Source organism: Anaerovorax sp. IOR16, assembly GCF_017168145.1.
In the GTDB taxonomy this organism is placed as follows: Bacteria; Bacillota; Clostridia; order Peptostreptococcales; family Anaerovoracaceae; genus IOR16.
Genome location: NZ_JADQTL010000011.1, coordinates 71282 through 97416, shown reverse-complemented (window position 1 = coordinate 97416; position 26135 = coordinate 71282). Strand labels below are relative to the sequence as shown.

General features: G+C 35.7%; 22 protein-coding genes and 1 tRNA gene. 6 read left to right on the top strand and 17 right to left on the bottom strand.

Annotated features, from left to right (window positions below; translation table 11 throughout):
- Positions 1–146 precede the first annotated feature (146 nt).
- The 6 genes from nhaC (I2490_RS14305) to rbr all read right to left on the bottom strand — a co-directional run bounded on the left by nhaC (I2490_RS14305) (position 147) and on the right by rbr (position 9930).
- On the bottom strand, positions 147–1592 hold the full coding sequence (gene nhaC, locus I2490_RS14305; RefSeq protein WP_206460452.1) for a Na+/H+ antiporter NhaC: 1446 nt from the start codon (positions 1590–1592) through the stop codon (positions 147–149).
- Between the two features lie 216 nt (positions 1593–1808).
- Complete coding sequence (locus tag I2490_RS14300; protein ID WP_206460451.1) at positions 1809–3878, bottom strand: sigma-54 interaction domain-containing protein; 2070 nt, start codon at positions 3876–3878, stop codon at positions 1809–1811.
- Between the two features lie 24 nt (positions 3879–3902).
- The gene (locus I2490_RS14295; RefSeq protein WP_206460450.1) at positions 3903–4907 is read right to left on the bottom strand and encodes an AIR synthase family protein; all 1005 of its coding nucleotides are present in this window, start codon (positions 4905–4907) and stop codon (positions 3903–3905) included.
- Position 4908: 1 nt separating this feature from the next.
- Positions 4909–6906, bottom strand: a complete 1998-nt coding sequence (gene ligA, locus I2490_RS14290) for an NAD-dependent DNA ligase LigA (RefSeq protein ID WP_206460449.1) — start codon at positions 6904–6906, stop codon at positions 4909–4911.
- A 20-nt stretch (positions 6907–6926) separates the two neighbouring features.
- Positions 6927–9128: an ATP-dependent helicase gene (locus tag I2490_RS14285; RefSeq protein ID WP_206460448.1), complete on the bottom strand. Its 2202-nt coding sequence runs from the start codon at positions 9126–9128 to the stop codon at positions 6927–6929.
- 262 nt (positions 9129–9390) lie between these two features.
- Positions 9391–9930, bottom strand: a complete 540-nt coding sequence (rbr, locus tag I2490_RS14280; protein ID WP_206460447.1) for a rubrerythrin — start codon at positions 9928–9930, stop codon at positions 9391–9393.
- Positions 9931–10259: 329 nt separating this feature from the next.
- Between rbr and nhaC (I2490_RS14275) the strand changes: the two genes are divergently transcribed.
- A complete protein-coding gene (nhaC, locus tag I2490_RS14275; protein ID WP_206460446.1) occupies positions 10260–11684 on the top strand; it encodes a Na+/H+ antiporter NhaC in 1425 nt (474 codons plus the stop codon).
- A gap of 82 nt (positions 11685–11766) precedes the next feature.
- Here nhaC (I2490_RS14275) and I2490_RS14270 read toward each other — a convergent pair whose 3' ends face one another.
- Positions 11767–13431, bottom strand: coding sequence for a nucleoside kinase (locus I2490_RS14270; protein WP_206460445.1), 1665 nt, complete (start codon positions 13429–13431; stop codon positions 11767–11769).
- 115 nt (positions 13432–13546) lie between these two features.
- On the opposite strand from I2490_RS14270, the gene I2490_RS14265 reads away from it, so the two are divergent.
- The 3 genes from I2490_RS14265 (at position 13547) to ansA (ending at position 15793) form a co-directional block, all read left to right on the top strand.
- Positions 13547–13750 (top strand): DUF378 domain-containing protein, encoded by a 204-nt coding sequence (locus tag I2490_RS14265; RefSeq protein WP_206460444.1) that lies wholly within the window; start codon positions 13547–13549, stop codon positions 13748–13750.
- A 288-nt stretch (positions 13751–14038) separates the two neighbouring features.
- Positions 14039–14671 (top strand): GntR family transcriptional regulator, encoded by a 633-nt coding sequence (locus tag I2490_RS14260; protein WP_206460443.1) that lies wholly within the window; start codon positions 14039–14041, stop codon positions 14669–14671.
- Between the two features lie 108 nt (positions 14672–14779).
- Positions 14780–15793, top strand: coding sequence for an asparaginase (gene ansA / locus I2490_RS14255; protein ID WP_206460442.1), 1014 nt, complete (start codon positions 14780–14782; stop codon positions 15791–15793).
- Positions 15794–15804: 11 nt separating this feature from the next.
- Here ansA and I2490_RS14250 read toward each other — a convergent pair whose 3' ends face one another.
- The 4 genes from I2490_RS14250 to I2490_RS14235 all read right to left on the bottom strand — a co-directional run bounded on the left by I2490_RS14250 (position 15805) and on the right by I2490_RS14235 (position 22391).
- A complete protein-coding gene (locus tag I2490_RS14250) occupies positions 15805–17259 on the bottom strand; it encodes a sensor domain-containing diguanylate cyclase (RefSeq protein WP_206460441.1) in 1455 nt (484 codons plus the stop codon).
- A gap of 54 nt (positions 17260–17313) precedes the next feature.
- Positions 17314–20472, bottom strand: coding sequence for an AAA family ATPase (locus tag I2490_RS14245; protein ID WP_206460440.1), 3159 nt, complete (start codon positions 20470–20472; stop codon positions 17314–17316).
- The gene (locus I2490_RS14240) at positions 20472–21626 is read right to left on the bottom strand and encodes an exonuclease SbcCD subunit D (RefSeq protein ID WP_206460439.1); all 1155 of its coding nucleotides are present in this window, start codon (positions 21624–21626) and stop codon (positions 20472–20474) included. The genes I2490_RS14245 and I2490_RS14240 overlap by 1 nt, the downstream gene beginning before the upstream one ends.
- Positions 21627–21734: 108 nt before the next feature.
- Positions 21735–22391 (bottom strand): hypothetical protein, encoded by a 657-nt coding sequence (locus tag I2490_RS14235; RefSeq protein WP_206460438.1) that lies wholly within the window; start codon positions 22389–22391, stop codon positions 21735–21737.
- Between the two features lie 168 nt (positions 22392–22559).
- Here I2490_RS14235 and I2490_RS14230 point away from each other — a divergent pair, with 168 nt between their 5' ends.
- Positions 22560–22880: a putative heavy metal-binding protein gene (locus I2490_RS14230; protein WP_206460437.1), complete on the top strand. Its 321-nt coding sequence runs from the start codon at positions 22560–22562 to the stop codon at positions 22878–22880.
- Positions 22881–22986: 106 nt separating this feature from the next.
- On the opposite strand, the gene I2490_RS14225 is transcribed toward I2490_RS14230, so the two are convergent.
- Entirely contained in the window at positions 22987–23517 is a 531-nt protein-coding gene (locus I2490_RS14225; RefSeq protein WP_206460436.1) for a hypothetical protein, read from the bottom strand.
- A 156-nt stretch (positions 23518–23673) separates the two neighbouring features.
- Between I2490_RS14225 and I2490_RS14220 the strand changes: the two genes are divergently transcribed.
- Positions 23674–23761, top strand: a tRNA-Ser gene (locus tag I2490_RS14220).
- A 215-nt stretch (positions 23762–23976) separates the two neighbouring features.
- On the opposite strand, the gene I2490_RS14215 is transcribed toward I2490_RS14220, so the two are convergent.
- From I2490_RS14215 to I2490_RS14195, 5 genes are read right to left on the bottom strand one after another with little or no spacing between them, the layout of a single operon-like run.
- Positions 23977–24306, bottom strand: coding sequence for a phage holin (locus I2490_RS14215; RefSeq protein WP_206460435.1), 330 nt, complete (start codon positions 24304–24306; stop codon positions 23977–23979).
- 2 nt (positions 24307–24308) lie between these two features.
- A complete protein-coding gene (locus I2490_RS14210; protein WP_206460434.1) occupies positions 24309–24503 on the bottom strand; it encodes a hypothetical protein in 195 nt (64 codons plus the stop codon).
- Positions 24500–24724 (bottom strand): hypothetical protein, encoded by a 225-nt coding sequence (locus I2490_RS14205; RefSeq protein ID WP_206460433.1) that lies wholly within the window; start codon positions 24722–24724, stop codon positions 24500–24502. The genes I2490_RS14210 and I2490_RS14205 overlap by 4 nt, the downstream gene beginning before the upstream one ends.
- Positions 24703–25356, bottom strand: a complete 654-nt coding sequence (locus I2490_RS14200) for a D-alanyl-D-alanine carboxypeptidase family protein (RefSeq protein WP_206460432.1) — start codon at positions 25354–25356, stop codon at positions 24703–24705. Before I2490_RS14200 ends, I2490_RS14205 begins: the two co-directional genes overlap by 22 nt.
- A gap of 43 nt (positions 25357–25399) precedes the next feature.
- The gene (locus I2490_RS14195; protein WP_206460431.1) at positions 25400–26092 is read right to left on the bottom strand and encodes an antA/AntB antirepressor family protein; all 693 of its coding nucleotides are present in this window, start codon (positions 26090–26092) and stop codon (positions 25400–25402) included.
- Positions 26093–26135: the final 43 nt, after the last annotated feature.

Below are 26135 nucleotides of genomic sequence, written 5' to 3'. Positions count from 1 at the left end.
TCATGCACATGAACATTATATATATTTTTCTGCATATTGTCAACAAAAACCGGCTGCTCTAACGGGGATCCAAGGAAAGGGCGGCAGAGAGTTCACCCCAAAGTCCCCAGAGCTCCGTTAGAACAGCCGGTTATCCGGCTGTTACTTTATGCTGCTTCAACCTCTTCAAATTCTGTAATCGTTAATTTGTTTTTAATTGGCTTACTTGGATCAAGAGGTGCCAATGTTAAACCTGTAAATCCATAAATTGCAGAGATAATTGGGTTAATCATCGCTAAAAAGCAGAAAGGTGCATATTGAAATGCGCTTACACCAAGCGTTGCAAAATATATTGCACCGCAAGTAGACCATGGTACAATACCAGAAGTTAATGTACCTGCATCCTCTAATACTCGAGATAAATTCTTTGGTGCTAAATTTAACTTTCTATAAACACCTTTATACATTTGTCCAGGGATTACAATAGCCATATACTGATCCGCTGCCATAAAGTTCATAGAAATACAAGTTATAATGTTTGCAAGCATAATTGCACCTCTGGATTGGAATGCTTTTAAAATAGACTCAATGATAGTATCCAAGCAACCAATGCACTTTACTGCACCACCAAATGCCAATGCGCAAATTACTAAAGAAATGGTGTACATCATGGACTGCATACCACCTCTGTTTAATAAAGAATCTACCATATCATTGCCAGAACTGATTTCAAAACCATATATCATTTGACCGATAATAGATCCAAGGTCACCTCCTTGTGTAACTGCAAAGATTACACCAATTACTGTTCCACAAATCATTCCCGGGATCGCTGGTACCTTTAAAACAATCATTGCAATTACAGACAATGGCGCAATTAAAATCCAAGGTGTAATATTAAAATGTTCTTGTAATGTTGTTAAAATCATATCAATTTGAGTTGTATCAACACTATCTGCACCATATCTCATACCAATAACGGAAAAGATACCTACCGCAATACAAAAACTTGGAACCGTTGTATATAACATATGTCTAACGTGATCAAATAAATTTGCACCAGCAACACCAGCCGCTAAGTTTGTACTATCGGATAACGGAGAAAGCTTGTCTCCAAAGGATGCACCAGTTACAACTGCTCCAGCTGCAATTGCAGGTGGAATACCCAAACCTGCTGCAATACCCATAGCTGCAGCTCCCATCGTTCCTGCAGTTGTCCAAGCACTTCCCGTAGATACAGCAATGACTGCGCAGATAATTGGAAGAAGCGCTAAAAATACACTTGGACTAAACATCTTTAATCCATAAAAAATCATGCCCGGTACTACGCCTCCGGAAATCCATACACCAACCAAACAACCTACAATCATAATAATGAAGTTTGCCTGCATTGCCATTGAATTTGTTTCAATCATTGCAGCTTCAATCTCTTCCCACTTATAACCTAATAATTTAATACCAATAAGTGCAGTAATAGCAGTACAAATAATAAGTGGAATTTGCGGATCTGCCTTTAAGATAATTACACATGGTAGCATAATTCCAATCAAGCAAAGAAACGGTATGATTGAAAGTCCTAAAGATGGTTTCCGCTTTTCTTTTTGTCGTGACATTTCTTGTCCTCCTTCAAGTTATAAAAATTAATTACCATGCATATTATAAGCAAGTGTTATGCCAAAAGTTTTTTAAGTGGTAAGACCTTGTTTCTAGCCACTCTTTGAAGGACTTCAAATTTATTTGCACCGGTTTTGGTGCAAAACAAAAAAATAATGCGCCGAAACCGGCGCAAAACGCATTATCTTTTACAATATTCTCATTTTTCGTTTAATTTATATTAAGTACTTATGCTTTTTACGAAGCAAAGAAGTCTGACTCAGTCCTAAATATCGTGCAGCATCTCGTGTATTTTTTTCCTTTTCTAATGCATAACCAATCAGTCTTTTTTCTTGATTTTGTATAATTGTATTGAAATCTAAGTGTTCCTCGTTGATAAGTCCTTCTGTTAATTCAACAAATGTATTATCATATAAATTTTTATATAAAGCTTGGTTAACATCAACATCACGAATCAAATTCCCTCTAGTATTTATAACTAAGCGATGAATAAAATTTTCCAGCTCCCTTACATTCCCCGGCCAATTATATTTATATAACTCTGTATAAGCTGAAGTATCAATAACTTTTGTAATTCCATATCTTTGATTATACTTTTTTAAAAAAGCATCCGTAAGACAGAAAATATCATCTCGTCGTTCACGTAAAGGTGGAATGTTAATCTCACAAATATTCAATCGGTAATATAAATCTTCTCGAAATTTCCCATTTTCCACAAGCTGTCTTAAATTCTTATTGCTGGCGCAAATCACTCTGACATTTACACTGATCTGCTTTACTCCTCCAATAGGATAGAACTGATTTTCCTGCAGTACCCGAAGAAGCTTTGACTGCATCCCTAGAGGCAGATCAGCAACCTCATCAAGAAACAAAATTCCATTGTTTGCAAGTTCAAAATATCCTTTTTTTCCTGTTGCGGAAGCTCCGGTAAATGCCCCTGCTTCATATCCAAAAAATTCTGATTCTGCAAGATTTTCTTGGATGGTTGCACAATTGATTTTAATACAAGGATTCAATTTGCGGCTGCTGTTTTTTTGCAACAGCCCTAGTACCTTCTCTTTACCGACTCCAGTTTCTCCATGAATCACAACGTTACAATCATAAGATGCTATGTTTAAAACTTCATCTACCATTGCCTTCGTTTTTTCACTCATATAAAGAAACCCATCTCGTTTTCCTACTTCTCGAAATTTTAATATCTGAATTGCTTTTTCTGAAGGCTCGTTTCCAAGTGGGTATTTTTTATATAGTTTCTCAATTTCAATCAATTGATCTTTATTTTCACGTACCATTTCTAATATAAATTCATCATACCCTGCCATATACTCATCCAAGCTATATGTACGCAAGGTTTTGCCGATGGATTCCGCAAAGAGAACACCAAGATTATAATTATTGCTCATGCTCCCAAAAAACAAACAGCCATGCTCCTTTGTTAAAAGCACGCTGATAGCCTCTGCACCTAAAAGATCCGCACAATTGATGCTTACATCAAATAGTTCATGCTCTTCTTCCGCAATCTTGCTAAAACTGTCCAGCGGAGATAAAACATCCAATAAATAAACCTTATCAAAAAAAGGACTCAACGCTTTTTCAATTTCTTTTTTTGAAAGGAAATCCACACTTTTCTCATCAAGTACAGCTACCAATCGACAGCCTGAATCCATTTCTTTACGTAAAGAACTGGCATAAAGAGACAAAAGCATAACATCGCTTCCCAAAAGTAAAACACGTTTAAATCCTCTTACAATTCGATTGACACCACAAAGTGAACCGGACTCATCCAAAGCCGTCATTGTAAAATCATACTTGAGATCCACGGGACATCGAAGTAAGGGAGAATAATCAAACAAAATAGCATATCCTTCTACTTCGAGAATGCCGGAATGCAAATCAATATTAATAATATTTTCTATGTACAACGGAAGTGCTGTTAAGGAAGTCATTGCATAGACCTCTTCTCCAACACATAAATCCAATGGATTTTTATAATTTTCATTGATTTCTTCTACCACTCCATAGAACATTCCTCCTGAATCCGTCGCAGGATTATGAAGCTTTCCTCTTCTTCTTATAATATCGTATATTTTTGCATGTATTTTTGCTTCTTCATACTCGCATTCATTACAAATCTGTCGAAAGCTTCCAGGTTCCATTTTAACCCTTCGTAGAGCAATACAAATTTCATCAGAATGTAACTTCCTAGAATTATCCAATTTCCATGCTACAATTGGCACTGTGTTTTTCGGTTCTATCACCCGATTCATACCAAAGTAATCTAACATATTTAATTCCTCATTTATTACTAATTATTTTACAATTTTATATAGTTCATCACTTGCCGGAGGTATAATCTCAATTCGCTGTCCATCTTCTTGCAGTAAGACACGCCCCGCTTCTCGTTCCGTCACGACACCGATACACGCAATTGAGACTCCACATTTTTCTACTGTTTCTATAATAGCCTGTTTCTGGTCTGGATGTGCAACGATCATCATACATCCACTAGAAATCAAGCGTAAATAATCGATATGAAAATAACTACAAATTTTTTTTGTTACCTCTTTTACCGGAATGGATGAAAGATTCAATTCTACTCCTGTATTTGAAATTTCACAAAGTTCCCATACTGCACCTAGAACTCCACCCTCTGTAATATCATGCATCCCTGCAGTCCCTACTTTTCCTGCTGCAATTCCTTCTTTTACAACACTTACCTGCTTTAAAAAGGTTTTTGCTTCTGTAATTTCTTCATCAGTAAGTACATTTTTCAACCTGCGTTCAAAGTCACTGGCAATAATACCCGTACCTTCAAGTCCAGCATACTTTGTCATTAGAATGCAGTCGCCCGGGCGCATTGCTTGTGCCCTTTGCGATTCACCTGAAACCGATCTTCCTACCGCTGTAGATACAATTACCGGACGATTAACAGCAGGCGTAATTTCGGTATGTCCGCCAATGATTTCCACGCCTATGGATTCTGCTACCTCAGCAGCCTGCTTCATAATATCCTCTATTTCTTCATCCGTTGTTCCCACAGGCAGCATAACCGCAAGCATAATTCCAAGTGGCTCAACGCCATTTGAGGCAATGTCATTGCACGTAATATGAATCGCCAAGCTTCCAATCTCAGAAATAGCAGCTGTAATCGGATCGGTTGACATTACGCACTCATATGGACCAAAATCCAAGGTTGCACAGTCTTCGCCAACACCAGGCCGTACCAAAACCTCTTTTCGTCTATGCTTGATATGTTTAAAAACAATACGTTCCAATAGTTCGGTATCCAATTTCCCTGCTTTTAATTTCCTCATTTCACTGCTCCTTTGTCATTTCTAAAAAGGTTTCTTCCGAAAGCACGGTTACTCCTAAACTTTCTGCTTTTACTAATTTGCTTCCCGCTTCAGCACCTGCTAAAACATAGCTTGTCTTTTTCGAAACACTGGAAGAAACTTTTCCCCCATACGATTCAATGATTTCGCTTGCTTGCTCTCTTGTCATACTCGGAAGGGTTCCCGTAAGCACAAAGGTTTTCCCAGCAAAACGATCATCCTTCTTCTTTTTATTTGTTAAGGAGGTAACGTTCACACCTACGTCCTTCAGTTCTTGCACCAAGCTTTGATTTTTTTCTTTTGAAAAATATTCTATGAGGCTGTTTGCAACGGTCTCACCAAAATCAGGAAGCTGCATAAACTCTTCCTTTGTTGCTGCCATGATATGATCGATATCAGAAAAATGCATCGCTAACGTTTTTGCAGATTGCTTCCCAATGTTTTTAATACCAAAACCTGTTATCAAACGATCTAAATCATTTTCTTTTGATTTTTCTATAGCTCTTAATAAATTATCGACTGATTTTTCTTTACCGATAATACCTTCTTCAATCAAACGTTCTCTGTGATTCTTTAAACGAAATATATCAGAAACATTTTTAATGTAACCTTCACTGATGAGTGCATCCACTGCACTTGGACCAAAACCATCTATATTCATGGCATCTTTTGATACGAAATAAGTTGTGGAGCGAATATCCTTTGCCGCACATTCTTCTCCTGTACATCGTAAATGTGCACCATCCGCTTCCCGTTCTGTTTTTGCACCGCAAACGGGGCAAATTTCCGGCAGCACATACCGCTTCGTTTCCTCTGGTCTTTTTTCCATTACTACACGAAGAACCTCAGGAATGATATCTCCCGCTTTCTGAACGATTACCGTATCTCCGATACGAATGCCTTTTTCATCCATATAGTCTTGGTTGTGTAACGTAGCACGACTAACCGTAGTTTCTGCCAAACGAACCGGCTCTAAAATCGCCAAAGGCGTCAACCTTCCCGTTCTTCCAACTTGAACAACAATGTCCTGAATCACGGTTTCTTTTTGTTCTGGCGGATATTTAAATGCTACCGCCCAACGAGGCACCTTAGATGTCATTCCTAAAATCGCGCGATCCGTTAAATCATCAACTTTTACAACAGCTCCATCAATGGCATAAGGTAAATTCCAACGAGTATCGCCAATCTCACAAATTGTATTCCAAACTTCCTCTGCCGTCTTACAAATCTGAAACTCCGGACTGACTGCAAACCCTTCCTCCTGTAACCAAAGTAGACTTTCCGAATGAGATGCAAATGTTTTTCCTTCTGAAATCTCTAAATTAAAAATAAAAATATCTAAATCACGATCTCTAACAATGCTGCTGTCCAACTGTCTCATCGTACCTGCCGCACTGTTCCTTCGATTCTGATAAATCTTACCTCCCGTTTCTAATTGCTTTTTATTCGCTTTTTCAAAACTTTCTGAGGACATATAAACTTCACCACGAACTTCTAGATAGGCAAGCTTTGTTGCTATTTTCTTAGGGACAGTTTTGATTTCCAAAGCATTCTCATAGACGCTTTCACCAATTTCGCCATCCCCACGTGTAATTGCTTCTCTTAAAATACCATCGTAATAACGCAAAACAATAGAGAGTCCATCGATCTTTTTTTCCACAACAAAAGCAACGTCTTTTAATTCTTCTCTCATTTTTTGAACAAATCGAAAAACATCTTCCTTTGTAAATACGTCCTGTAAGCTAATCACAGGCACATCATGCTTCATTTTTTTTAATTCTCGCTTTGCGGTTCCACCTACTTTTTGTGTGGGCGAATCACTTCTTGCAAATAATGGATATTCTTTTTCCAGCTGCCTTAGCTCCAATGACAACTGATCGTATTCATAGTCACTGATTTCAGAATCATCTTGATTATAATAACGATCATTATAATACGAAATCAGGCGATAAAGCTCCTGCATCCTTGCCTGTATGTCCATAATTTCCTCCAACTGCTTCCTTATATTTTTTTTAACGGTGCAATGTCTTTCGCCAGTTTCTTTGTTCCAACGGTGTCGAATATTACGGTAATTGTTTTTTCTGAAACCTCTGTCACGAGCCCTTCCCCAAATTTGCTATGACTTACTTTATCTCCTGAAACTAAATCAACGCCGGCTAAAGATGGACGTGCCGTTTTATTTTGTTTAATTGTATTCAACTGCGCAAATGGGCGGAAGATTTCTCCTTCACGATAAGAATTTACGGTGTTATATCCGGTTGCTTGCGGTTTTTTCTTGTATATCGCATCACCTTCCAGAAAAGCACGATCCAATTCTCTTAAGAAAGTCGACTCTTTTGTATAATCTGTTTTTCCATAAAGTGTACGAGTTTCTGCACTGGTTAAATAAAGTCGTTCCATTGCTCGTGTCATGCCAACATAGCAAAGTCTTCTTTCTTCTTCCACACCATCGGGTTTTTCAAAGGAACGCCAACTAGGAAACAATCCATCTTCCATGCCAGGCATAAAGACAATAGGAAATTCTAATCCTTTTGCACTATGCATCGTCATAAGAACGACTGCATTTTCGTCTGCATCATGATTGTCCACTTCTGCGACGAGAGCAATCTTTTCCATAAATTCCGACAAACTAATATTTAAATTTTCTTTTTCCGCATCATAAATAACGGATTTAAATTCCAAAAGATTTTCAATTCTACTTTCTGCTTCTACTGTGGATTGCATTTCCAGGCTTTTCAAATACCCACTTCGAACCAATAGTCCATCATAAATATCCGAGACCTTCAAGTTATCCTTCTCAGTACCTAACTGACAAATGACCTCTACCATTTCTTTTACGCTTTCTTTGGATTTGGAAGGTAATCCTTCAATAATTTGCGGATCCCTCAGTAAATCAAATAAGCTTTCATTTCTTACTGCTGCAAATGCTTTTAATTTTTCTACCGTTTTATCACCAATGCCCCGTTTTGGTTCATTAATAATACGTTCAAAGCTTAAATCATCGGCTTGGTTTAAAACCAAACGCATATAGCACATCATGTCTTTAATTTCTTTCCGATCATAATAACGGAACCCACCTAAAACACGGTAAGGAATTTCCCTTGCACCAAAGGAATCCTCAAATCTTCTTGATTGGGTATTTGTACGATATAAAACAGCAAAATCAGAATACTTACGATCATTGGTTTTTAATCGTTCAATTTCATGTGCTATGTAACGCGCTTCTTCTCGATCATCGTCTGCACGATAATAACGAATTTTTTCTCCTTTTTCCTTATCCGTCCATAATTTTTTATGTTTTCTGCCATGATTATGTTCAATCACAGAATGAGCGGCATTTAAAATGTTTTCATGTGAGCGATAATTCTGTTCTAGTTTAATGACCTTAGCACCTGGAAAATCCTTTTCAAATTCGAGAATGTTTTTTATGTCTGCACCACGCCACTGATAAATGCACTGATCATCGTCACCAACCACACATATATTTTGGTTTGCCTCAGCCAAAAGTTTAATAAATCGATATTGCATAAAATTGGTATCTTGATATTCATCCACCATTATGTAACGGAAACGATTCTGATAAGCAAGCAGAGTTTCTTCATCTTTTTCAAAAAGCTGAACCGTACGTAAAATTAAATCATCAAAATCCATCGCATTATTCTTTTTTAAAGTAACTTCATAAGCTTTATACAGGGGTGCAATTACTTTTCCCTTAAAATCATTTCCATATTTCTGCATATATTGTGCTGCACTGATGTTCTTTTCCTTGCAATCACTGATTACAGAAAGAACATAGGCAGGAGTAAACTTTTTATCGTCTACATTTTGTTGTTTTAAACAGTTTTTTATGACTACCTTCTGATCGGTGGGGTCATACACTACAAAATCCTTTTCATACCCCAACTTTTCTGCATGCGATCTCAAAATGCGCAAACATGCAGAATGGAAAGTAAGAATCCACATGTTAATTCCGGTACCGACTAAACTTTCAACCCGATCCCGCATTTCTTTTGCTGCCTTGTTCGTAAATGTCACAGCTAATAGTTCATAAGGAGAAACACCTTTTTCTCGAATTAAGTACGCGATTCGATGTGTCATTGTACTGGTTTTTCCGCTCCCTGCTCCGGCCAGTATCAATAAAGGTCCTTCCGTGTGCATCGCAGCTTCACGTTGCTGTATATTTAATTTATTCATGTAGTCCATGTTTTGATTTCTCCTATATTCTTAAAAATGAATTTTTATTCTATTGGCAATATTCCTTCACATTAATGGATTAATAAAAAAGTCTAACCCTAAAACAAAGTCAACCAAGTCGACTTTGTTTTAATTTTTCCGAATATAATATTAGAATGTTTTCTTATTTTATCACATTTCAAAAAAAAAACCAACATAGAGAATGAAGTACATCTTTCTAGTTGGTCTTTTTCTTTTATATCTTTTTTATAGCATATAACTAATTAAATTTTTATTTATAGCTCTCGTTTTTTACTAACATATAAGCTTTTGGATGCAGGCAAACCGGGCATATTTCTAATGCTTTCTTACTTAAATAAGTATGTCCGCAATTGGAACACTGCCATAATACTTCTTTGTCCTTTTCAAAGACTTTGCCTTCTTTTACGTTTTTTGCCAAAATAAGATATCTTTCTTCGTGTTCTTTTTCAATCTTAGCAACGCCTTCCATTTGACGAGCTATTTCTTCAAATCCTTCTTCTTTTGCGGTTTGAGCCATTTTTGCATACATATCTGTCCACTCATAATGCTCACCGGCTGCAGCATCCAATAAATTTTCTTCGGTTGTGCCAATGCCGACTGCATGTTTAAACCAAAGCTCTGCATGTTCTTTTTCATTTGCAGCTGTTTCTAAGAAAATATCTGAAATCTGATTATAACCATCTTTTTTTGCTTTGGATGCATAAAAAGTATACTTATTTCTAGCTTGAGACTCTCCTGCAAAAGCAATCATTAAATTTTCTAAAGTCTTTGTACCTTTCAAATCTTTCATTTTTTTACCTCCATTTACCTCTTTTGTGCAATTAAAATACTTTACATATTTTTCATATGCAAAAATTAGAAATTTAATTTCTTACTATATATAATAGTTAAATTTGTTTCTTCCGTCAAGCTTATTCAAAAGCTTGTAACATTAATACCAAATAGAATTATTGTGATTATTTATTCATTTTTTATGCATAATTATTCATACGTGTCAAGCATTTTTTTTTGTAGAATTTACAATAAATTATTCTTTTCAAAGCATTACTTTACACTTTATAATAGCCAGTATATTTAATTTTCATTCTATTCTTAATTTTTTTTAAAGGAGGTCTCATTATGGACAAAAAATCAAAAAGACAGCCACGCCCTGCAAGGCTCCATGAAGCATTATTCTCGTTTGTAATGCTCATTATCGTTATGGCTGTAGGAATTATGGTTTTTGAAGTAGCACCACACATTCCTATGTTTATCGGTGTAATCGTAGCAGCAATTGTTGCACTTTATATTGGCTATGATTGGAAAGACATCGAACAAAGTATGATTGAAGGTATTTCACGCGCTATGCAAGCAATTATTATTCTCGCAATTATAGGTATGTTAATTGGTGTTTGGCTTCTAGCAGGTGTCGTTCCTTCTATGATCTATTACGGTCTTAAAATATTATCACCGCAAATTTTCCTTGTTGCCGCGGTATTAATTTGCTCCATCACCTCTTTAGCAACAGGAACCTCTTGGGGAACCATGGGAACCATGGGTATTGCCTTAATGGGAATTGCAAATGGCCTTGGTATTCCTCCAGGCATTGCAGCCGGTGCAATTATTTCAGGCGCTTACTTTGGCGATAAAATGTCACCACTTTCCGATACAACAAATCTTGCACCAGCTATGGCTGGTACGGATGTATTTACTCACATCAAATTCATGATGAAACCAACTATTATAACCTATACGATTACTTTGATTTTCTTCGGTGTTATGGGAATGAAGTTTTCCAGTTCTGGCAGTGCCGCTGATATCAGTGCAATTGACACTTTAATAAATGGTTTAGATTCTACATTCCATATTAGCCCATTATTGCTGCTGCCGCCAGTAATTGTTATCGGAGCAATCGCAATGAAGGTTCCTGCCATTCCTGGTATTACTCTAGGTATCATTGCCGGTGCAATTATGGCTCCGTTATTTCAAGGGAGCAGTGCGGATTTTGGTGCCATTCTTACCGTTGCAAGAGATGGTTATGTCAGTGAAACAGGCATTGAAGCCCTTGACTCTTTACTCTCCGCAGGCGGTCTGATGAATATGATGAGTTCCATAGCATTAACGCTCTTAGCAATGATGTTTGGTGGTATCATGGAAATGACAAAGCAGCTTGAAGTTATTGTTGAAAAACTATTAAAACTAGTACATTCTGCCTTTGGACTTGTTGCTTTGGTACTTGGCACCTGTGTATTAAGCAATGCAACCATGCCGGAACAATACATTGCAATTGTACTTCCAGGCAGAATGTATGCACAAGCATTTAAGGAAAAAGGACTCCATCCTAAAACACTTTCCAATGCATTAGAATCGTCAGGTACCGTTACTTCTGCATTAATTCCATGGAACACCTGTGGTGTCTACATTGCTACCGTATTGGGTGTTACCACCTCTCAATATTTTGGCTTCGCAATATTTAATTATTTAATGCCAGTTGTTACGCTACTTCTTGCTATTCCTAAAATTACAATTGCATATATGACGGAAGAAGAAAAAGCAGCTGCTTAAAAAGACACCAGCTTTATAACTTTCCATAAAAATATTTTAAAAAAGGAGCTACCTGAAAAGGTTAGCTCCTTTATTAATCTTACTAATCTACAAAAATGCTGCCTCCAATAAATTCTCGAATAATTGAGTGATTTGCAATCATAGAATCATCTTTAACGGTTCTGAAAAATTGTAATAGCTGTAGCAAGCGGCAAGCTTCACTGTATTCAGGTTCCTCCGGTTTGATTGCTTTTAACAAAGGTTCTGCATATTTTTTTAGTACCGATAATTCATAAATATGTGCTGAATTGAATAGTACATCAGCTTCTCCATTAAACGGAAAAATATTTTTATCCTCGCCAGTTCTTACCTTAGGCCAAAGTTTTATAGTATGCTGTGCTGAATAACCACGGAATTGACTGTCTCTCACAATACGGCGAATCAATCTTGCATCCGTTGTAGGAATTCGATTGTGTGTATCGATATTAAGCTGTGTTAAAGGACTAATATATATTTTATACTTTGCTTCATCCGGTATTTCCGAAGTAAGCTCCTTGTTCAACCCATGTATACCCTCAATGACAATTGGCTGCCCTTTTTTTGCTTTAATAACTCGGTTTCCAAATATTTTTTGCCCTTTCTGAAAATCAAAAACTGGTAAATCTACTTGCTCTCCAGCAAGAAGTGCATTCATATCATGATTAAATAAGACTCGGTCTATGGCATCAATATCTTCAAAATTATATTCTCCGTTTTCGTCTACAGGCGTTTGATCTCTTTCTAAAAAATAATCATCCGTACCCATATAAAGCGGCTTTAATCCATTTACCCTAAGTTGAATACAAAGACGCTGTGCAAACGTCGTCTTCCCTGAAGAAGAAGGCCCTGCAATTAAAATAATACGTTTTCCTTCTTGTGTAATTTCATCAGCAATCTCTGCAATTTTTTTCTCGTGTAATGCTTCAGAAATTTGAGTGACCTCTTTATAACTTCCATCTTCAACCTTTTCATTAAGATCTTGTACATAACTGATTTCCATCAATCTTGCCCATTCCCTTGCCTCACCAAAGGCTCTATATAATTTAATATCATCACGATAAGGTGGAATCTGATTAGGAAATTTTGGTTCCGGAAAACGAAGCAATACACCTCTACGACATTTTCTCAATTCAAAATATTCGATATAACCAGCAGAAGGCACCATTGGTCCATAAAAGAAATTTTCAAATTCATCCAAACTGTAAAATGGTACGTTCTCAAGCCAAAGGGTATTTTCTAACAATCGTAATTTTTGAACATAACCAATATTTCTTAATTTTTCAATGGCTTCTTGACGAGGATAGCTTCTCTTTATAAAGGGTAAATCCTCCTTCACAAGCTGACGCATGCGATCTTCAACCGCTTCCAGTTCTTCTATTGTTACATTCTGTTTCATCTGAGTAAATAGACCTTTATTTAAAGAATTTTCAATCAAGACTCGATTACTTCCCAATACATCATATACCGCTTTTAAATATAAAAAGCTGACACTTCTTTGGTAAATTGCATTTGCAGATGGATCTCGCAAATCTAGAAAAGATAAAGTGCATGATTCTTTGATCGTTTCATTTAAACAAGTATCTGTATTGTTCACGCGAGCTGCTAAAATCCGATACGGTGTTTCGCATTGAAATTTTTTAGCCAGTGTTTCAATCTGTGTACCTACAGCCGTATTAAATGTAAAAATTTTACTTCCTTGATTTAATTTTATTTTTAAATCGACATTCATGCTACGTTCTCCCTTAAAATATTTATTCTAATATTATATTTTTACAATTGTATTATTTATTATATCATAATTTTAATTTCTATGGGAAAAATACAATTGAAAGGAGTGATTTCAAATGAGAAATTTAATTTTAGTTTTGGTCATTATTGGTGCCGTAAACTGGGGTCTCATTGGATTCTTCGGCTATGATTTAGTTGGAAGTATTTTCGGTGGTCAACTCGCACTTATTAGTAGAATTATTTTTGCTATTGTAGGGCTTGCCGGTATTTATGCTATTTCCTTCTTTTTCCGACCTAACAATAGAACGGTTGAATCCTAAAAAGCAATAAACTCCTAGACCAAAAAGTGATTTTCAATCATTGAAAATCACTTTTTTATTATATGTATATTTCATTTACATATTTAATTAATATCTAAAAAAACTACATTAATTTTTAGATATTAATATCTTATTTGCATTTTTTAGTCAATACTCTTAATGAAATGATAATTTTTTCCGAAATAAAAATACAACTATTTTATTTAAAATTAATTTATTATTGAAAAATCAACCAATTATGTATATAATTAATTCTATTTGAATGCATTGATAAGGAGTATTCATATTATGGATTTTAAATTAAAAATATCAACACCTCGTTATCAGCAAATTGCAGCTGATATCGCCGCTAAAATTGTAGAAGGAAAATATGTAGTAGGTGATAAAATCTATGCCAGATCTGCTCTTGCAGCACAATACAGTGTTTCACCCGAAACAGCACGACGTGCAATCTGTGTTCTTTCCGATCTTGGAATTGCTGATTCCACAAAAGGGAGTGGAGTATTGATCAAATCCTACGAAAATGCAATTGCTTATGTGAAACAATTCAAAGATGTTCAAGGCATTAATTCACTGAAGCAAGAACTCATAAAAAGTGTCGAACGTCAAAAAAAAGAAACGGAAATCTTTACACATTGTTTGGAATCCTTGCTTGATAAAACAGATCGTTTTCGTTCCGTAAATCCTTTTATTCCATTCCAGTTAGAAATAACAAAGGAGACTCCTCACTTAAATGAGTCTATTAGTGAAATGAACTTTTGGCATCATACATCTGCCACAATAATTGCAATTAAACATAAAGAAGAATTACTTCTATCTCCCGGTCCTTATGCTATCTTAGCGGAAAAAGATAAGTTATATTTCGTCGGTGATGACGACTGTTTGGAACGAGTTAAAAAATTTTTATATCCCGATAAATAAAAAGTTTTTTATAATGATTGAATTGAATTCAAAGTAATAAAATACTATGTTAGAATATTCTTGTTGTAAAATATATACGTCGAAATGAAAAAGTAAGGTAGAACGATTATGCAAAAAAAGAATGTCTGCATTATATATACAGGTGGTACCATCGGTATGACAAAAACGAAAAACGGCTATGCACCTCAAGATGGTTATCTGCCTTTGCTATTATCCCAAATGTCGGAGCTCCAATCACTTCGAATACCAAATTATACTTTGATTGAATTAAATCCACTTTTGGATTCTTCCAATATTGCTGTAAATGAGTGGAACCAAATTGCAAGTACAATTAATCAAAATTATGAAAACTTTGATGGCTTTGTTGTTTTACATGGAACAGACACTATGGCCTATACCGCATCAGCTCTATCCTTTATGTTGGAAAACTTAAAAAAGCCAGTCATTCTGACTGGTTCTCAGATTCCCTTTTGCGAAGTCCGTAATGACGCAAAAGACAATTTGATTACAGCATTATTAATCGCTGCTGAGGAAACCATTCCCGAAGTTTGTCTATATTTCAGTGGAAAACTTCTTCGAGGAAATCGTTCAACAAAAATGAGTGCGGATGAATTGATTGCTTTTGATAGTCCAAATTATCCGCCGCTTGCACAAGCCGGTGTTCGTATACGTATCAATAAAAATAATGTTTTGAAAAAAACATCAGAACCCTTTTCCATGCAGCTTTTAACCCCATCTCCCATTGCTGTTTTTAAAATTTTCCCCGGTATCCAATTCGGTATTTTTGAGAATCTTGTAACAAAAGAGCTCAAAGGTATTGTATTAGAAGCTTTTGGATCGGGAAACATTCCAAATTATGATCACGCTTTTTTAAGAACCTTAGAAAAAGCAGCAGAGAATAACACAGTCATCGTAGTATGCACACAATGTCTAAGGGGTTCTGCACAAATTGGTGATTATGAAACAAGTGCAGCCCTTCAAAAAAACGGCGTTGTCAGTGCGTATGATATGACCGTAGAAGCAGCCGTCACCAAGCTGTATTACTTAATTAGCAAAGGATATTCAAAAATAGAAATTGAACGTATGATGGAAGAAAACCTCCGTGGTGAGCTTACGATTTAACGTTCCTATTCTTAGCATTTACTTTCATAAAGGAAGAGCGTTTCATCATAGCAAGCATATCTCGCTTTTCCTTGATTTTTTGCAAAGTATAACGCCTTATCTGCTTTTTCATATAACTCCATAAAGTCAGAACCCTGCTCAAAAGCCATAGCAACCCCTATTGTACTAAAAATTTCTAAAATACCACCTTGACTCTCTCCTAAATCGATTTGCAAGTTACATAGGCTCCGAACCTTATCTTCAATCTCTTTAAAGTCACCAATATCTCTTAGCAGCGCAACAAATTCATCCCCTCCAAGCCGTCCTAAAACATCTGTTTTTCGAAAAATTGTTTGCATTTTTGTTGCAATCTCATTTAAAGCTGCATCCCCTGCAATATGACCATACTGATCGTTTGTCCCCTTAAAATCATCTAAATCAATAATAAGAAAAGCATGGACAACATCCTTTCTCTTTGTCGAAGCCAATATTTCTCCAACCAGTCTTTCCGTTTCTGCACGGTTATATAATCCGGTTAAAGAATCTCTTCTTGCTTTATCCTTTAAGTGCAATGCCTCTTTCTTTTCCTCATCAATATCCTTTACATAAGCAAATCCTTTGATTTCATTATTTTTCAAATCTCTAAATAGATGCATGGCACAATTCACCCAAACAACTGTACCATCTTCTTTTATCCTTCGATACTCCAATTCAACATTACTTTGTCCTTGACTATAGATTTTCAAGAGATTACTTAAACAAAAAGTCTCATAAACATTACTTCGATCTTCTGAGTAAACATTGTGATTCAATACGTATTCCAATGCGCAAGAATAACGATTTGTCTTTGCCTTTTTTAAGCATTGATTCCAACAATCATTTCCATTAATGATTTGATCCTTTGTCAAATAGAATTCGTAGTTAAGTATAGATTTTGCACGGATTGCTTTACGATATTGCTCTTCCTGTACAAAACGAATTTCTGCTTCCTTTTGCTCAGTAACATTTGAAATAATTCCAATGGTACGAATTGGTTTACCCAGTTCGTCAAATACATTGGTTAATGTAATCTTATCCCATCGATGCGTATTATCACATAAATTGGACTTTACAACACAAGATGCTTTCGGCGCACCCGCTGCAATGTCATAAAATATTTGACAAAACTCTTTTGCGTAAGCAGCAGAAATAATACCGTTTTTTACCAAACTTTCCGGTACATTTTCAATCACAATGTTTACTCCATAACGTAAAACATTTGGATCACAATGATACATCTTTTTCTTCTTTAAATCATAATCAAATACGATATTATCGGTATGACTTGCTGCAATACGAAAACGTTCCTCACTAATTTTTAATGCCTTGCAAATATTCATCAACTGTTTTTTTGATTTATACATATGAGATAATAAAATTATAATTGTACCGACACAAGCAAATATACATTTTCTTTTCGTTATTTTTGGATGGTAACTATATTTCATCTTCTACCCCCATCATGTTTAAACCGCACTTTTTACATGGAAAAGCTAAATTATCTATACAATCACTTCAAGTTCACTCCCACTCTGCTTTCCAAATATAGATTTTCCTCTCACTATAATTTTCTTGTCAATGCAGCGCTTTAATTCATCAACATGTGAGATAATTCCAATCAAACGGTTTCCTTCCGTCAATTGAGCAAGTACTTGCATCGCCTGTTGAATGGAGTCTGAATCTAAAGAACCAAAGCCTTCATCAATAAAAAGCGTATCCATCTGTATTCCACCAAGTGAACTTTGTATCACATCGGATAATCCCAAGGCTAGCGATAATGCCGCTTTAAAAGATTCTCCCCCTGAAAGAGATTTAACCGTACGAGCTTTTCCTGTATATGCATCTGCAACATCCAAATCTAATCCGCTTTGAGATTTTAAATCCATTGCATTTTCCCGTTTTTTTAACTGATATCTTCCATTTGTCATCAAGCCAAATCGTTGATTTGCATGGTATAAAATCCAATCAAAATATGCTCCTTGCACAAAAGATTCAAATGCAATCTTTTGCTTTCCGGCTAAATTACCATTTGCAGTATCGGAAAGTTCCTTAACCATAGCAAAGCGTTGTTGTTTTTCCTCGGCATCATTTTTTGCATGAATCATATTTTCTTTGGTCTTCAAATTTTGTGCAAGCCGAATGGTTACTTGTTCCTTTTTTCTTTTTGTCTGCCGGTCTTCTTCTTCAAGAATTTGAATTTGATTAAAATACTCTTCTAAGGAAATTTTTTCTTTTCCCTTAGTTTGCTTCATTAGCTGTCCTATTAGTAATGCACATTCCTTAACCTGTTGATCGTATATCTCAACCTCTCTTTCTTCCTCTTGTAAATGAATCTTATTTTGCTCTATGTTCGAACATTCTTCTTCGTTAATTCCACACTTATTAAGTGCATCTAGGTATTCGTCAAAGGCCAACTGATATTCACTTTTCATTTGTGGTAGAATTCGGTCTTTTTCAAGTAAAACCGCTTTCAATTCATAGCATTCTTTCTCAATTTTTTGATATTCGTTTTCTACGGTTTTAATTATTTCTTCCATTTCGCTTTTTTTCTTTTCCAACAAATATAATTCTTGTTTTGCAGTCTTAATATCTTTAATTTCACCATGTTTCTGGATTGTAAGTAATCTCCCATCTAAGGCTGCCAATTCCTCCTTATACTCCTGCAATTGCTGTTGTAACCCTGCTTGATTCATTTCTTGCTGTAATAGCATTTTTTCCACTTTTTGGAGATGCTTTTCTTCTTTCAAAATTTCATCTAGCTGATTGATTAAGGAAATTATTTCTTTTGCATTGTCAGTCAGTTGATTTCCTGTTTCCTGTTCTTCTTGTATTACACAAGTTTTTATATCTTCAAGCGATATTATTTTAATTTTATTCTTAAAAATTTTATTGTAATCAAAGATTATTTGTTTTTTTCCTTGATTTGTTCTTTCTTTTTTTTCTGCCAAATGATTACCGGCTTCTTGCAATCGCTTAAGTTGTTCCGATACATTTTGCTTCATTTTATTAAGCATTTCCTTTGTAATGGCATCTTTGGAAACCATCGCCTTGTTTGGATGTTCCTTCGATCCACATACCGGACACGGCTCCCCATCTTGTAATGTTTGTGCCAGAACTCCAGCTTGCTCTCTCAAATAACGATGCTCTTCCTCAATACATTTCGTTTGCAGTTCCGCTACCGACAGGTCAAGCATTTCGTATTTTCGGCACTCAAGTATGTAATTTTCTTCTTCCATATGAAAATGATCTATTTGAGAAATAAGATTCGATAAAGCATCCGCTTTCTCTTTCAGTTTTTGTTCTTCTGCCCTCTTTTTTTCTAAGGATAGTGTACAAGAAAGGTGATTTTGCCCAATATCTTTTCTTAATTCTTTTTCTTTTTTTAGCGTTTCATTGATTTCTTGACTTTTCTTAATCTCCTCAATGAAGCGTTTCTCTTCTATACTTAATCGATCACGCTCTTGTTTCAGTTTTTCGGACAACTCATACTGAGGTATGCGTTCTTTAAGTGTCGCAATTTCGCCTATAAATTTATTTAACTCTTCTTTCATTTGTGCTGCTTGAAGAAATGATTTTTCTTTCTGCAACTTTATCGCATTTAAAGAGCTTAGCTTTTGATGCAATTCTTCCTGCTGCAATCCTTCCCTTTCTAAAATATCTTTGCTTTTTTTATAGATTTGCTTTAATGGTAAAATCTTTTCCGACACTATTTTTGAAAGGGAAACACGCTGTTTCTTGTTTTGTATTTTATCGTACTGTTCATCAAGCAGCGTTTTCTCTTTTAACGCTTCGTCTAATTGTATAAATAATCGATTGCTTTCTTCTGCAATTGCTTTTTTTCTGGTTAGTTCTCTGAGTTCCATCCCATACTGTTGAATTTTATTCTCCCAATGTTTCTCAACGATGCGATCTTCTTCTAACTGTTCTTCTAAAAGCGTAAGTATTTCATCAATAAGATATTGATTTTTTTCTTTTTGCCATTCAGTAAAAACACACTTCTTCTCGCTATCTTCTTCCAATAGTATTCCATCGGTGTATTGCAACAATCTTTGTTCTGCTGCTTCCTTTTCTTTTCTACAAATGGATAATTCTTGTGTCAAACGTTGCTGTATGTTTAAAAAGAAATCTGTATGAAAAACCTTACGGAAAATATCACTTCTTGTTTTACTATCTGCATTCAGAAGTTTTAGAAATTCACCTTGTGCAATCATTCCAATCTGAATCCACTGCTTATAATCTAATCCTAAGATTTTCTCAATTGCTTCATCCACTTCTTTTACTTTTGTAATCACTTTTCCACTTGGAAGTAAAAGTTCTGCCTCAACAGCCTGAGTCACAAATCCATTTCCTCGTTTTTTAGGTCGTTCATACTGTGGTGTTCGAATTACTTTATATCTTTCATTCTTGTGAAAGAAAACAAATTCTACAAAGGTTTTCTCTTCATTAAGGGCAAAATCACTACGTAATGTATTTACCGTACGTGTACTTCCGCTAACCATTCCAAAAAGTGCATAAGTTATAGCATCAAAAATAGTAGTTTTTCCCGATCCGGTATCCCCAGTAATTAAGAATAAACCTCGCTCACCTAATTGTTCAAACGGAATTTCTACCTTTCCACCGTAAGGCCCATATGCATTCATAACTAAGGTGATTGGTTTCATTATTGATCACCTCCTAACGTTTTTCTAAAAAGATCTTTCATTAACATCCTCTGTTGCTCTGTCATCTTACTCCCATTTTGTAGAAAGAAAAAATCTTCAAAAAGCGTCATTGGTTCTTTTTTTGTAAGGTTCTCCGGTGATTCGCTCCACTCTGGTTTCCATCCACTGTTTTTCCGATTCTCGAAAGTAAGCCGCATCACGTTTGGATATCGGCTCCGCAGTTTTCCTAAAGGATCTGCAATCGGCTCTTCGTCTGTTAGAATTACAGATAAATAATCCTCTGCATTTCCACAGCTGACAATCTCAGGCTTAATTAATTCTTCCAAAGGACCTTTTATTTCTCGAAAATCTCGTTGGAATGGTAAAGCAATCAGTTGAATTTCTACTTCTCCCTTCTTTCCAAGTTCAATCATTGTAACTGATTTTTTATGATTTATTTCTGAAAAAGAATACTTTAGCACCGATCCGGCATAACGTACTGTCTCTCTTCCAATTTTCTGTGCTCCATGTAAGTGACCAAGTGCAACATAATCAAATTTTGAAAATAAGCCTGCATCAATTTGGTCAACTCCTCCTACGGAAAGAATTTCCGATTCACATCGTTCAGGTACTTTTCCAGATGCAGTTACAAATTGGTGCGCTAAAATGACATTTCGTTCCGATTCTATTATCTCTTCAGCTTCTAATATAGAACGCACAGCATCCTCATAATTTTTAATCTCTTTGTCCAAAAAATACGGCCGCACCGCAGAAGGCTTAATATAAGGCAGAAGATAAAAATTAACCGTACCAAGTTCATCTTCTAAGGTCGCCTTCTGTAATTGTCCTTCAAAAGTACCTGCAATAAATATTCCCTGTTCTCTAAAAATACGGCTTCCAAAATGTAATCGTTCAGGAGAATCATGATTACCGCTGATTAATAACACGTTACTGGAAGTTTTTGAAAGCTCCGTCAAAAACTCATCAAAAAGCTCAACTGCTTCTGCAGAAGGTACCCCCTTATCATAAACATCCCCTGCTAACAGCACAACAAATGGCTTTTCTTTTTTTATAATCGCTATTATTTGGCGCAGTACTTCTTTTTGTTCCTCCAGCATCGAACACTCGAAAACTCGTTTACCGATATGTAAATCCCCTATATGCAGTAGTTTCATAGCAGTCCCCCGAACCTTTCTATTACAATTTCTATTTCTTAAATACAATTCTAAAATAACATTTACACCCTTCATTCTAAGACAACGATAAATATATCACAACTGCTTTTAATCAACCACGAAAAAAACAGGCTGCTTTTTTTCATTAATATAAAAATGGTTTTGCAAACTGGAAAACGCTACGTGTTCAAGATTATAATTTTGTCCCACCCCTTCTAAAAATGCTTGTTCCACCTCATCAGGTGTAAGACCTAGTTTCTCTAAATATTCCTTGGAACTTAAAATTTTTTTCTGCAGTTCATCATAATAATAGCTTCGAACAGAAGATTCTCTACCCTGATCCTGCTCTGAATGAATTTCAGTAATGATACTAATTGCACATATTTGTTTGATTCGAACTACTTTATAAGAAATATCAATTTGAGGGTATCGCCATCCTCCTAAAATTTCATTGGCATTACCCGCATTTAACTCATAATATTCCATAAATTCATCACGAATGGTTTCATTCAATGTTTTAATTGTATCCCCAGATGATTCAATTTTGGGAATCACAACATCTATTTTATAAATATCCGGTAAATCTTCGTGCCGTTCATATTCCACAACAACGTTCAAGGAATCTCGATCATTTGATATGGCAAAGGGCCTTTGTAATTGACAAGATGAAAGTAATATTCCTGCGAAAATAATGCCAATACAAAGAATGGCTGCTCCAAATTGCTTTATGTAACTCTGAACTACTTTTTTTATAAAACCTATCATCTTACACAATCCCCCCTTTTCATTTTACGATATCTTGTCCTATTTTAGAACCTAACTTTCTTCGACCAATTCTCGTATATGTTGCTTTTTCTTGACAATGAAGAAGGAAAAAGGTATTGTAAAAACAGAATTATTTTTCAATAAAGATTGATTTGAAAGGGGAAAATTATGATTGTAACTACAACACCAAGCGTTGAAGGAAAAAAAATCACACAGTATAAGGGAATTGTTTTTGGGGAAGTCGTTTCCGGTGTAAATCTATTAAAAGATTTTGCTGCAGGTCTATCCAATATTTTTGGAGGACGCTCCGGAAGCTATGAAGATGAATTAATTAATGCAAGATTGAATGCGCTTAAGGAGATGGAATATCGAGCTTTAGAATTAGGTGCCAATGCAATCGTAGGCGTAGACATTGATTATGAGGTTTTAGGATCCGATAACGGAATGCTTATGGTGACAGCTTCTGGAACAGCTGTATTCTGTGAATGATTAAATTCATTTACCTTTAATTGAAAAAAACAATCACTAATTATAAAAATAATATAAATTAATATGAAAACCGTAAAAGAAACTTTTGCGGTTTTTTATTTCTCCCTCATTCTATTTTTGATTGTACTACTTCCTGTTTTTTTGCATCATAAAAATAATGTCTTACGATTGTAAGTGGTTTATATGCATAAATAGAAGAAACCTTCGTAGTAATTGCAATGTCATAAACTTTATTTTTTCTTTTCACTTGATAAGATACTTCTATTGTCGGATTTATCCATCCACTAAATGCCTCCGCTACATTCTCCTTATTTCGATCATATAAATAATAAAAATCTGTTGCAATTTCTGCACTTATGTCAGTTGCATTTCTTAAATCGGAAACAATCTGAGGCAGCAATGCGTTGATTTTATATGCCCCTGAAATTTCTTCGTGAATTTCGAGTCCATCGGTTACTTCAAATTTTCCTTTTCCCTTAAATAATTCCGGCTCTACCTTTGGCTCAAATATATAAAGCATCGCACCGGCAAGAAACCCTAATAAGATAAGACATGCCAATCCTCTTACTTGATCTTGAGCTACTTGCCTCTTTGAGCGATATTTTCGCACTCCATTTCTTTTTATCCTAACATTCATAAATTTGCCCTCCCATACAATGTATGCAAAGGCTGTCCGATAAATTTTGATTATTATTAAAATAGTTGTTGCATTTTTTGACGAAATACGTTATATTATTAAAGGTACGCTACCGAGTACAAAAATGAATAGAAAAAAACAAGCGAAAAGTACTATGGAGGATTGACCGAGTGGCTAAGGAGCTCGCCTGGAAAGCGAGTAAGGTGTAACAGCCCCGTGGGTTCGAGTCCCATGTCCTCCGCCAAAATGAGAACCGTTATAAATAGCGGTTCTTCTTTATTTTTCAACATTCATAAGGGTTTTAAATTGAATTGTTTTTACAAAAAAACGATAGCATGTTGCATAGAAAAGATGCTTTTTTCGTACAAATGCAACACGAAATGCAACACACAATTAAAAAGCCGCCTCCGAAGAGACGGCTTTTGACTAATTTATATGTTTTTCTCCATTTGCTTTACTTTATACTGTCGGTACAGAGTCAATTAATTCCGTCTTGGTTTGGTTTAATTCATATACTGCAGATTCAATTAACCCGTTGAGTTCTGCTTCGCTTAATTCGATTCCAAGGAGTGCTAGGTACTTCTTAACGTATTCTTTTTTCTGTCTTCCAACCTTACTTTCTTTGTATATCTGTTCCGCTGCTGCCACTGCAATTTTTACAAGTGCAAGGACTTTCTCTAAATCATTTTTCTTTACCTTGCTTTCCATGTAAGGAACTATGACCGACTTGAATATGTACGTTGCGATTGCAAGCACAAGTGTTAATAACGACAATAAAATCTGTTCCATGATTACTCACCATCCTTTTTATTCTTCTCACGAGTTACTTTGGACAATGCCCAAAGCTCGCCTGTCGTAAAGGCAAACCACGCACCGACGAGCACGCCTGGTTCATTTCCGGTATGCCAAAAGCAGGCTAATACCGCTATTGCAAAGGTGATGTTTAAAATTACTATAGCGGTTACAATCTTTTTACTGAATCTCATTTTGAAGCCTCCTCTAAGTCAGCGATCCGATGATTCGCAGTTTTTATTTGTTCTTCCAGTCTGTATGTTCTTTCCACAACGCTGTTATGTTTGTCTACCTTTGTTTCAAGTTTATCCATTCGGTATTCGATAAGGCTGTTTGATTTTTTTATACCGTACAAACTTCCTGCTGCGGTTCCGATGCAAGCGAACGCCGCTGTTATAATTGATGTCCAGTCCATTGTTTGCCCTCCTGTTTACTTTTGATTTCTACGGTTTTTGTAGCTTGGTTCCAACTTACTTCGAGCGCATCATCTGACTGAGCCTCTGCAAGATCTCTCAATCTTACATAATTCTCATTTTTATAAAGAATGCTAGTTAACTTTGTATTTTTTCCATTCATTTTCGCTGTGATTGTAGTTGTATCCACTTCTTCCTCCTCTTCTACTTCTGCCGGAGCAAAAGCCTTTCTGTTTGATTTCCCTTTTGTTTCTAAAGGTTGTATATGCCAGCCTTCGCTTTTAATCGGCTTGCATAGACCGTATCGAGCTAACTGAGTGTTATTCATTCCTCTAACCGGATACGTTGATGTGTCTACTGCTAATCTAAACTCATGCCAGCTTGTACCCGGTCGAGCTGCGCTTTTTATGCTACCTTTTCCGGTGCGTTTATACTGCAAATACATGTTGTAAAGTTCTTGTTGTCTCTTGCTCGATCGAAAGCCCTCTGTAAGTTTTATCTTTACGCCTTTACATTTTGCAAGATAAGCAAGCCGTCCGGCGAAAACAGGATCAAGCAGCTCCGGAGATCCTATTAAATATTTCTTTGGATCTGCCATTGGATAATTTTTGCTTAGTTTTGACTTTAATATCATATCAATCACCCTTTCTGTAATAAAAAAGCACGCTTAATGCGTACTAACCTGCTAATTTCTTAGCATTATTCTGCTGGACAAATTCTTTTATTCGATCATATCCCCAACCATAATTAATTAAGCTACTCACTAACATTTCTAAGGTTTCAACTTCTTTTAATTCGTCAGCGGTTAAATATTCTCTTATGCTTTCTTTCCCTTTAACTCCATACTGTTCTTTTAATTCTTCCATAGTCTTATTGAGCAGTGTTTTGTAAATTAATTTAGTATAGTTAGGATACATAAATCTTTTATGCGGGCTATCCGGAACTTTCATTTTAATCGTATCGGTTAAAATGTGACGGATTACAACTCCTTTCGCTCTTTCAATTTCCCATTTCTGTTTTTCTGCCGCAACTCTTTTCAGTGCATCTTCACAAGCTATAAAATAGCATCGTGCCTCTTCACCTCTTGAAGTTTTCGATTGCATGGCTAATTTCTTAGCAAAAGAAACTTTTAGCTTGTAATCATCTGCAAAGTTACCCTTGCCTTTACTCTTCCTTTGCGAAGAGTAAAAATCTACTCCCTTTTCAGCAAATGAATTCTCTAAAATATTAGTTTTACACCACCTAGCATAATTGACAGGATTAAGTTCTAAAAACTCATACAAGTTTAAAGCTGTTACATATCCGTCATTATCCATTTTTAACACAATTTCAATCGGGGTTAAGTTTGTTGTTTCAATAATATTGTTCATAAAATCATTCCTTCCTAATGCTTTATTTGTAATAAAAAACACG

Excerpts from the sequence above, each read along its gene's own strand:
- nhaC (WP_206460452.1), bottom strand. The coding sequence starts at position 1,592 with ATGTCACGACAAAAAGAAAAGCGGAAACCATCTTTAGGACTTTCAATC.
- I2490_RS14300 (WP_206460451.1), bottom strand. The coding sequence starts at position 3,878 with ATGTTAGATTACTTTGGTATGAATCGGGTGATAGAACCGAAAAACACA.
- I2490_RS14295 (WP_206460450.1), bottom strand. The coding sequence starts at position 4,907 with ATGAGGAAATTAAAAGCAGGGAAATTGGATACCGAACTATTGGAACGT.
- ligA (WP_206460449.1), bottom strand. The coding sequence starts at position 6,906 with ATGGACATACAGGCAAGGATGCAGGAGCTTTATCGCCTGATTTCGTAT.
- I2490_RS14285 (WP_206460448.1), bottom strand. The coding sequence starts at position 9,128 with ATGGACTACATGAATAAATTAAATATACAGCAACGTGAAGCTGCGATG.
- rbr (WP_206460447.1), bottom strand. The coding sequence starts at position 9,930 with ATGAAAGATTTGAAAGGTACAAAGACTTTAGAAAATTTAATGATTGCT.
- nhaC (WP_206460446.1), top strand. The coding sequence starts at position 10,260 with ATGGACAAAAAATCAAAAAGACAGCCACGCCCTGCAAGGCTCCATGAA.
- I2490_RS14270 (WP_206460445.1), bottom strand. The coding sequence starts at position 13,431 with ATGAATGTCGATTTAAAAATAAAATTAAATCAAGGAAGTAAAATTTTT.
- I2490_RS14265 (WP_206460444.1), top strand. The coding sequence starts at position 13,547 with ATGAGAAATTTAATTTTAGTTTTGGTCATTATTGGTGCCGTAAACTGG.
- I2490_RS14260 (WP_206460443.1), top strand. The coding sequence starts at position 14,039 with ATGGATTTTAAATTAAAAATATCAACACCTCGTTATCAGCAAATTGCA.
- ansA (WP_206460442.1), top strand. The coding sequence starts at position 14,780 with ATGCAAAAAAAGAATGTCTGCATTATATATACAGGTGGTACCATCGGT.
- I2490_RS14250 (WP_206460441.1), bottom strand. The coding sequence starts at position 17,259 with ATGAAATATAGTTACCATCCAAAAATAACGAAAAGAAAATGTATATTT.
- I2490_RS14245 (WP_206460440.1), bottom strand. The coding sequence starts at position 20,472 with ATGAAACCAATCACCTTAGTTATGAATGCATATGGGCCTTACGGTGGA.
- I2490_RS14240 (WP_206460439.1), bottom strand. The coding sequence starts at position 21,626 with ATGAAACTACTGCATATAGGGGATTTACATATCGGTAAACGAGTTTTC.
- I2490_RS14235 (WP_206460438.1), bottom strand. The coding sequence starts at position 22,391 with ATGATAGGTTTTATAAAAAAAGTAGTTCAGAGTTACATAAAGCAATTT.
- I2490_RS14230 (WP_206460437.1), top strand. The coding sequence starts at position 22,560 with ATGATTGTAACTACAACACCAAGCGTTGAAGGAAAAAAAATCACACAG.
- I2490_RS14225 (WP_206460436.1), bottom strand. The coding sequence starts at position 23,517 with ATGAATGTTAGGATAAAAAGAAATGGAGTGCGAAAATATCGCTCAAAG.
- I2490_RS14215 (WP_206460435.1), bottom strand. The coding sequence starts at position 24,306 with ATGGAACAGATTTTATTGTCGTTATTAACACTTGTGCTTGCAATCGCA.
- I2490_RS14210 (WP_206460434.1), bottom strand. The coding sequence starts at position 24,503 with ATGAGATTCAGTAAAAAGATTGTAACCGCTATAGTAATTTTAAACATC.
- I2490_RS14205 (WP_206460433.1), bottom strand. The coding sequence starts at position 24,724 with ATGGACTGGACATCAATTATAACAGCGGCGTTCGCTTGCATCGGAACC.
- I2490_RS14200 (WP_206460432.1), bottom strand. The coding sequence starts at position 25,356 with ATGATATTAAAGTCAAAACTAAGCAAAAATTATCCAATGGCAGATCCA.
- I2490_RS14195 (WP_206460431.1), bottom strand. The coding sequence starts at position 26,092 with ATGAACAATATTATTGAAACAACAAACTTAACCCCGATTGAAATTGTG.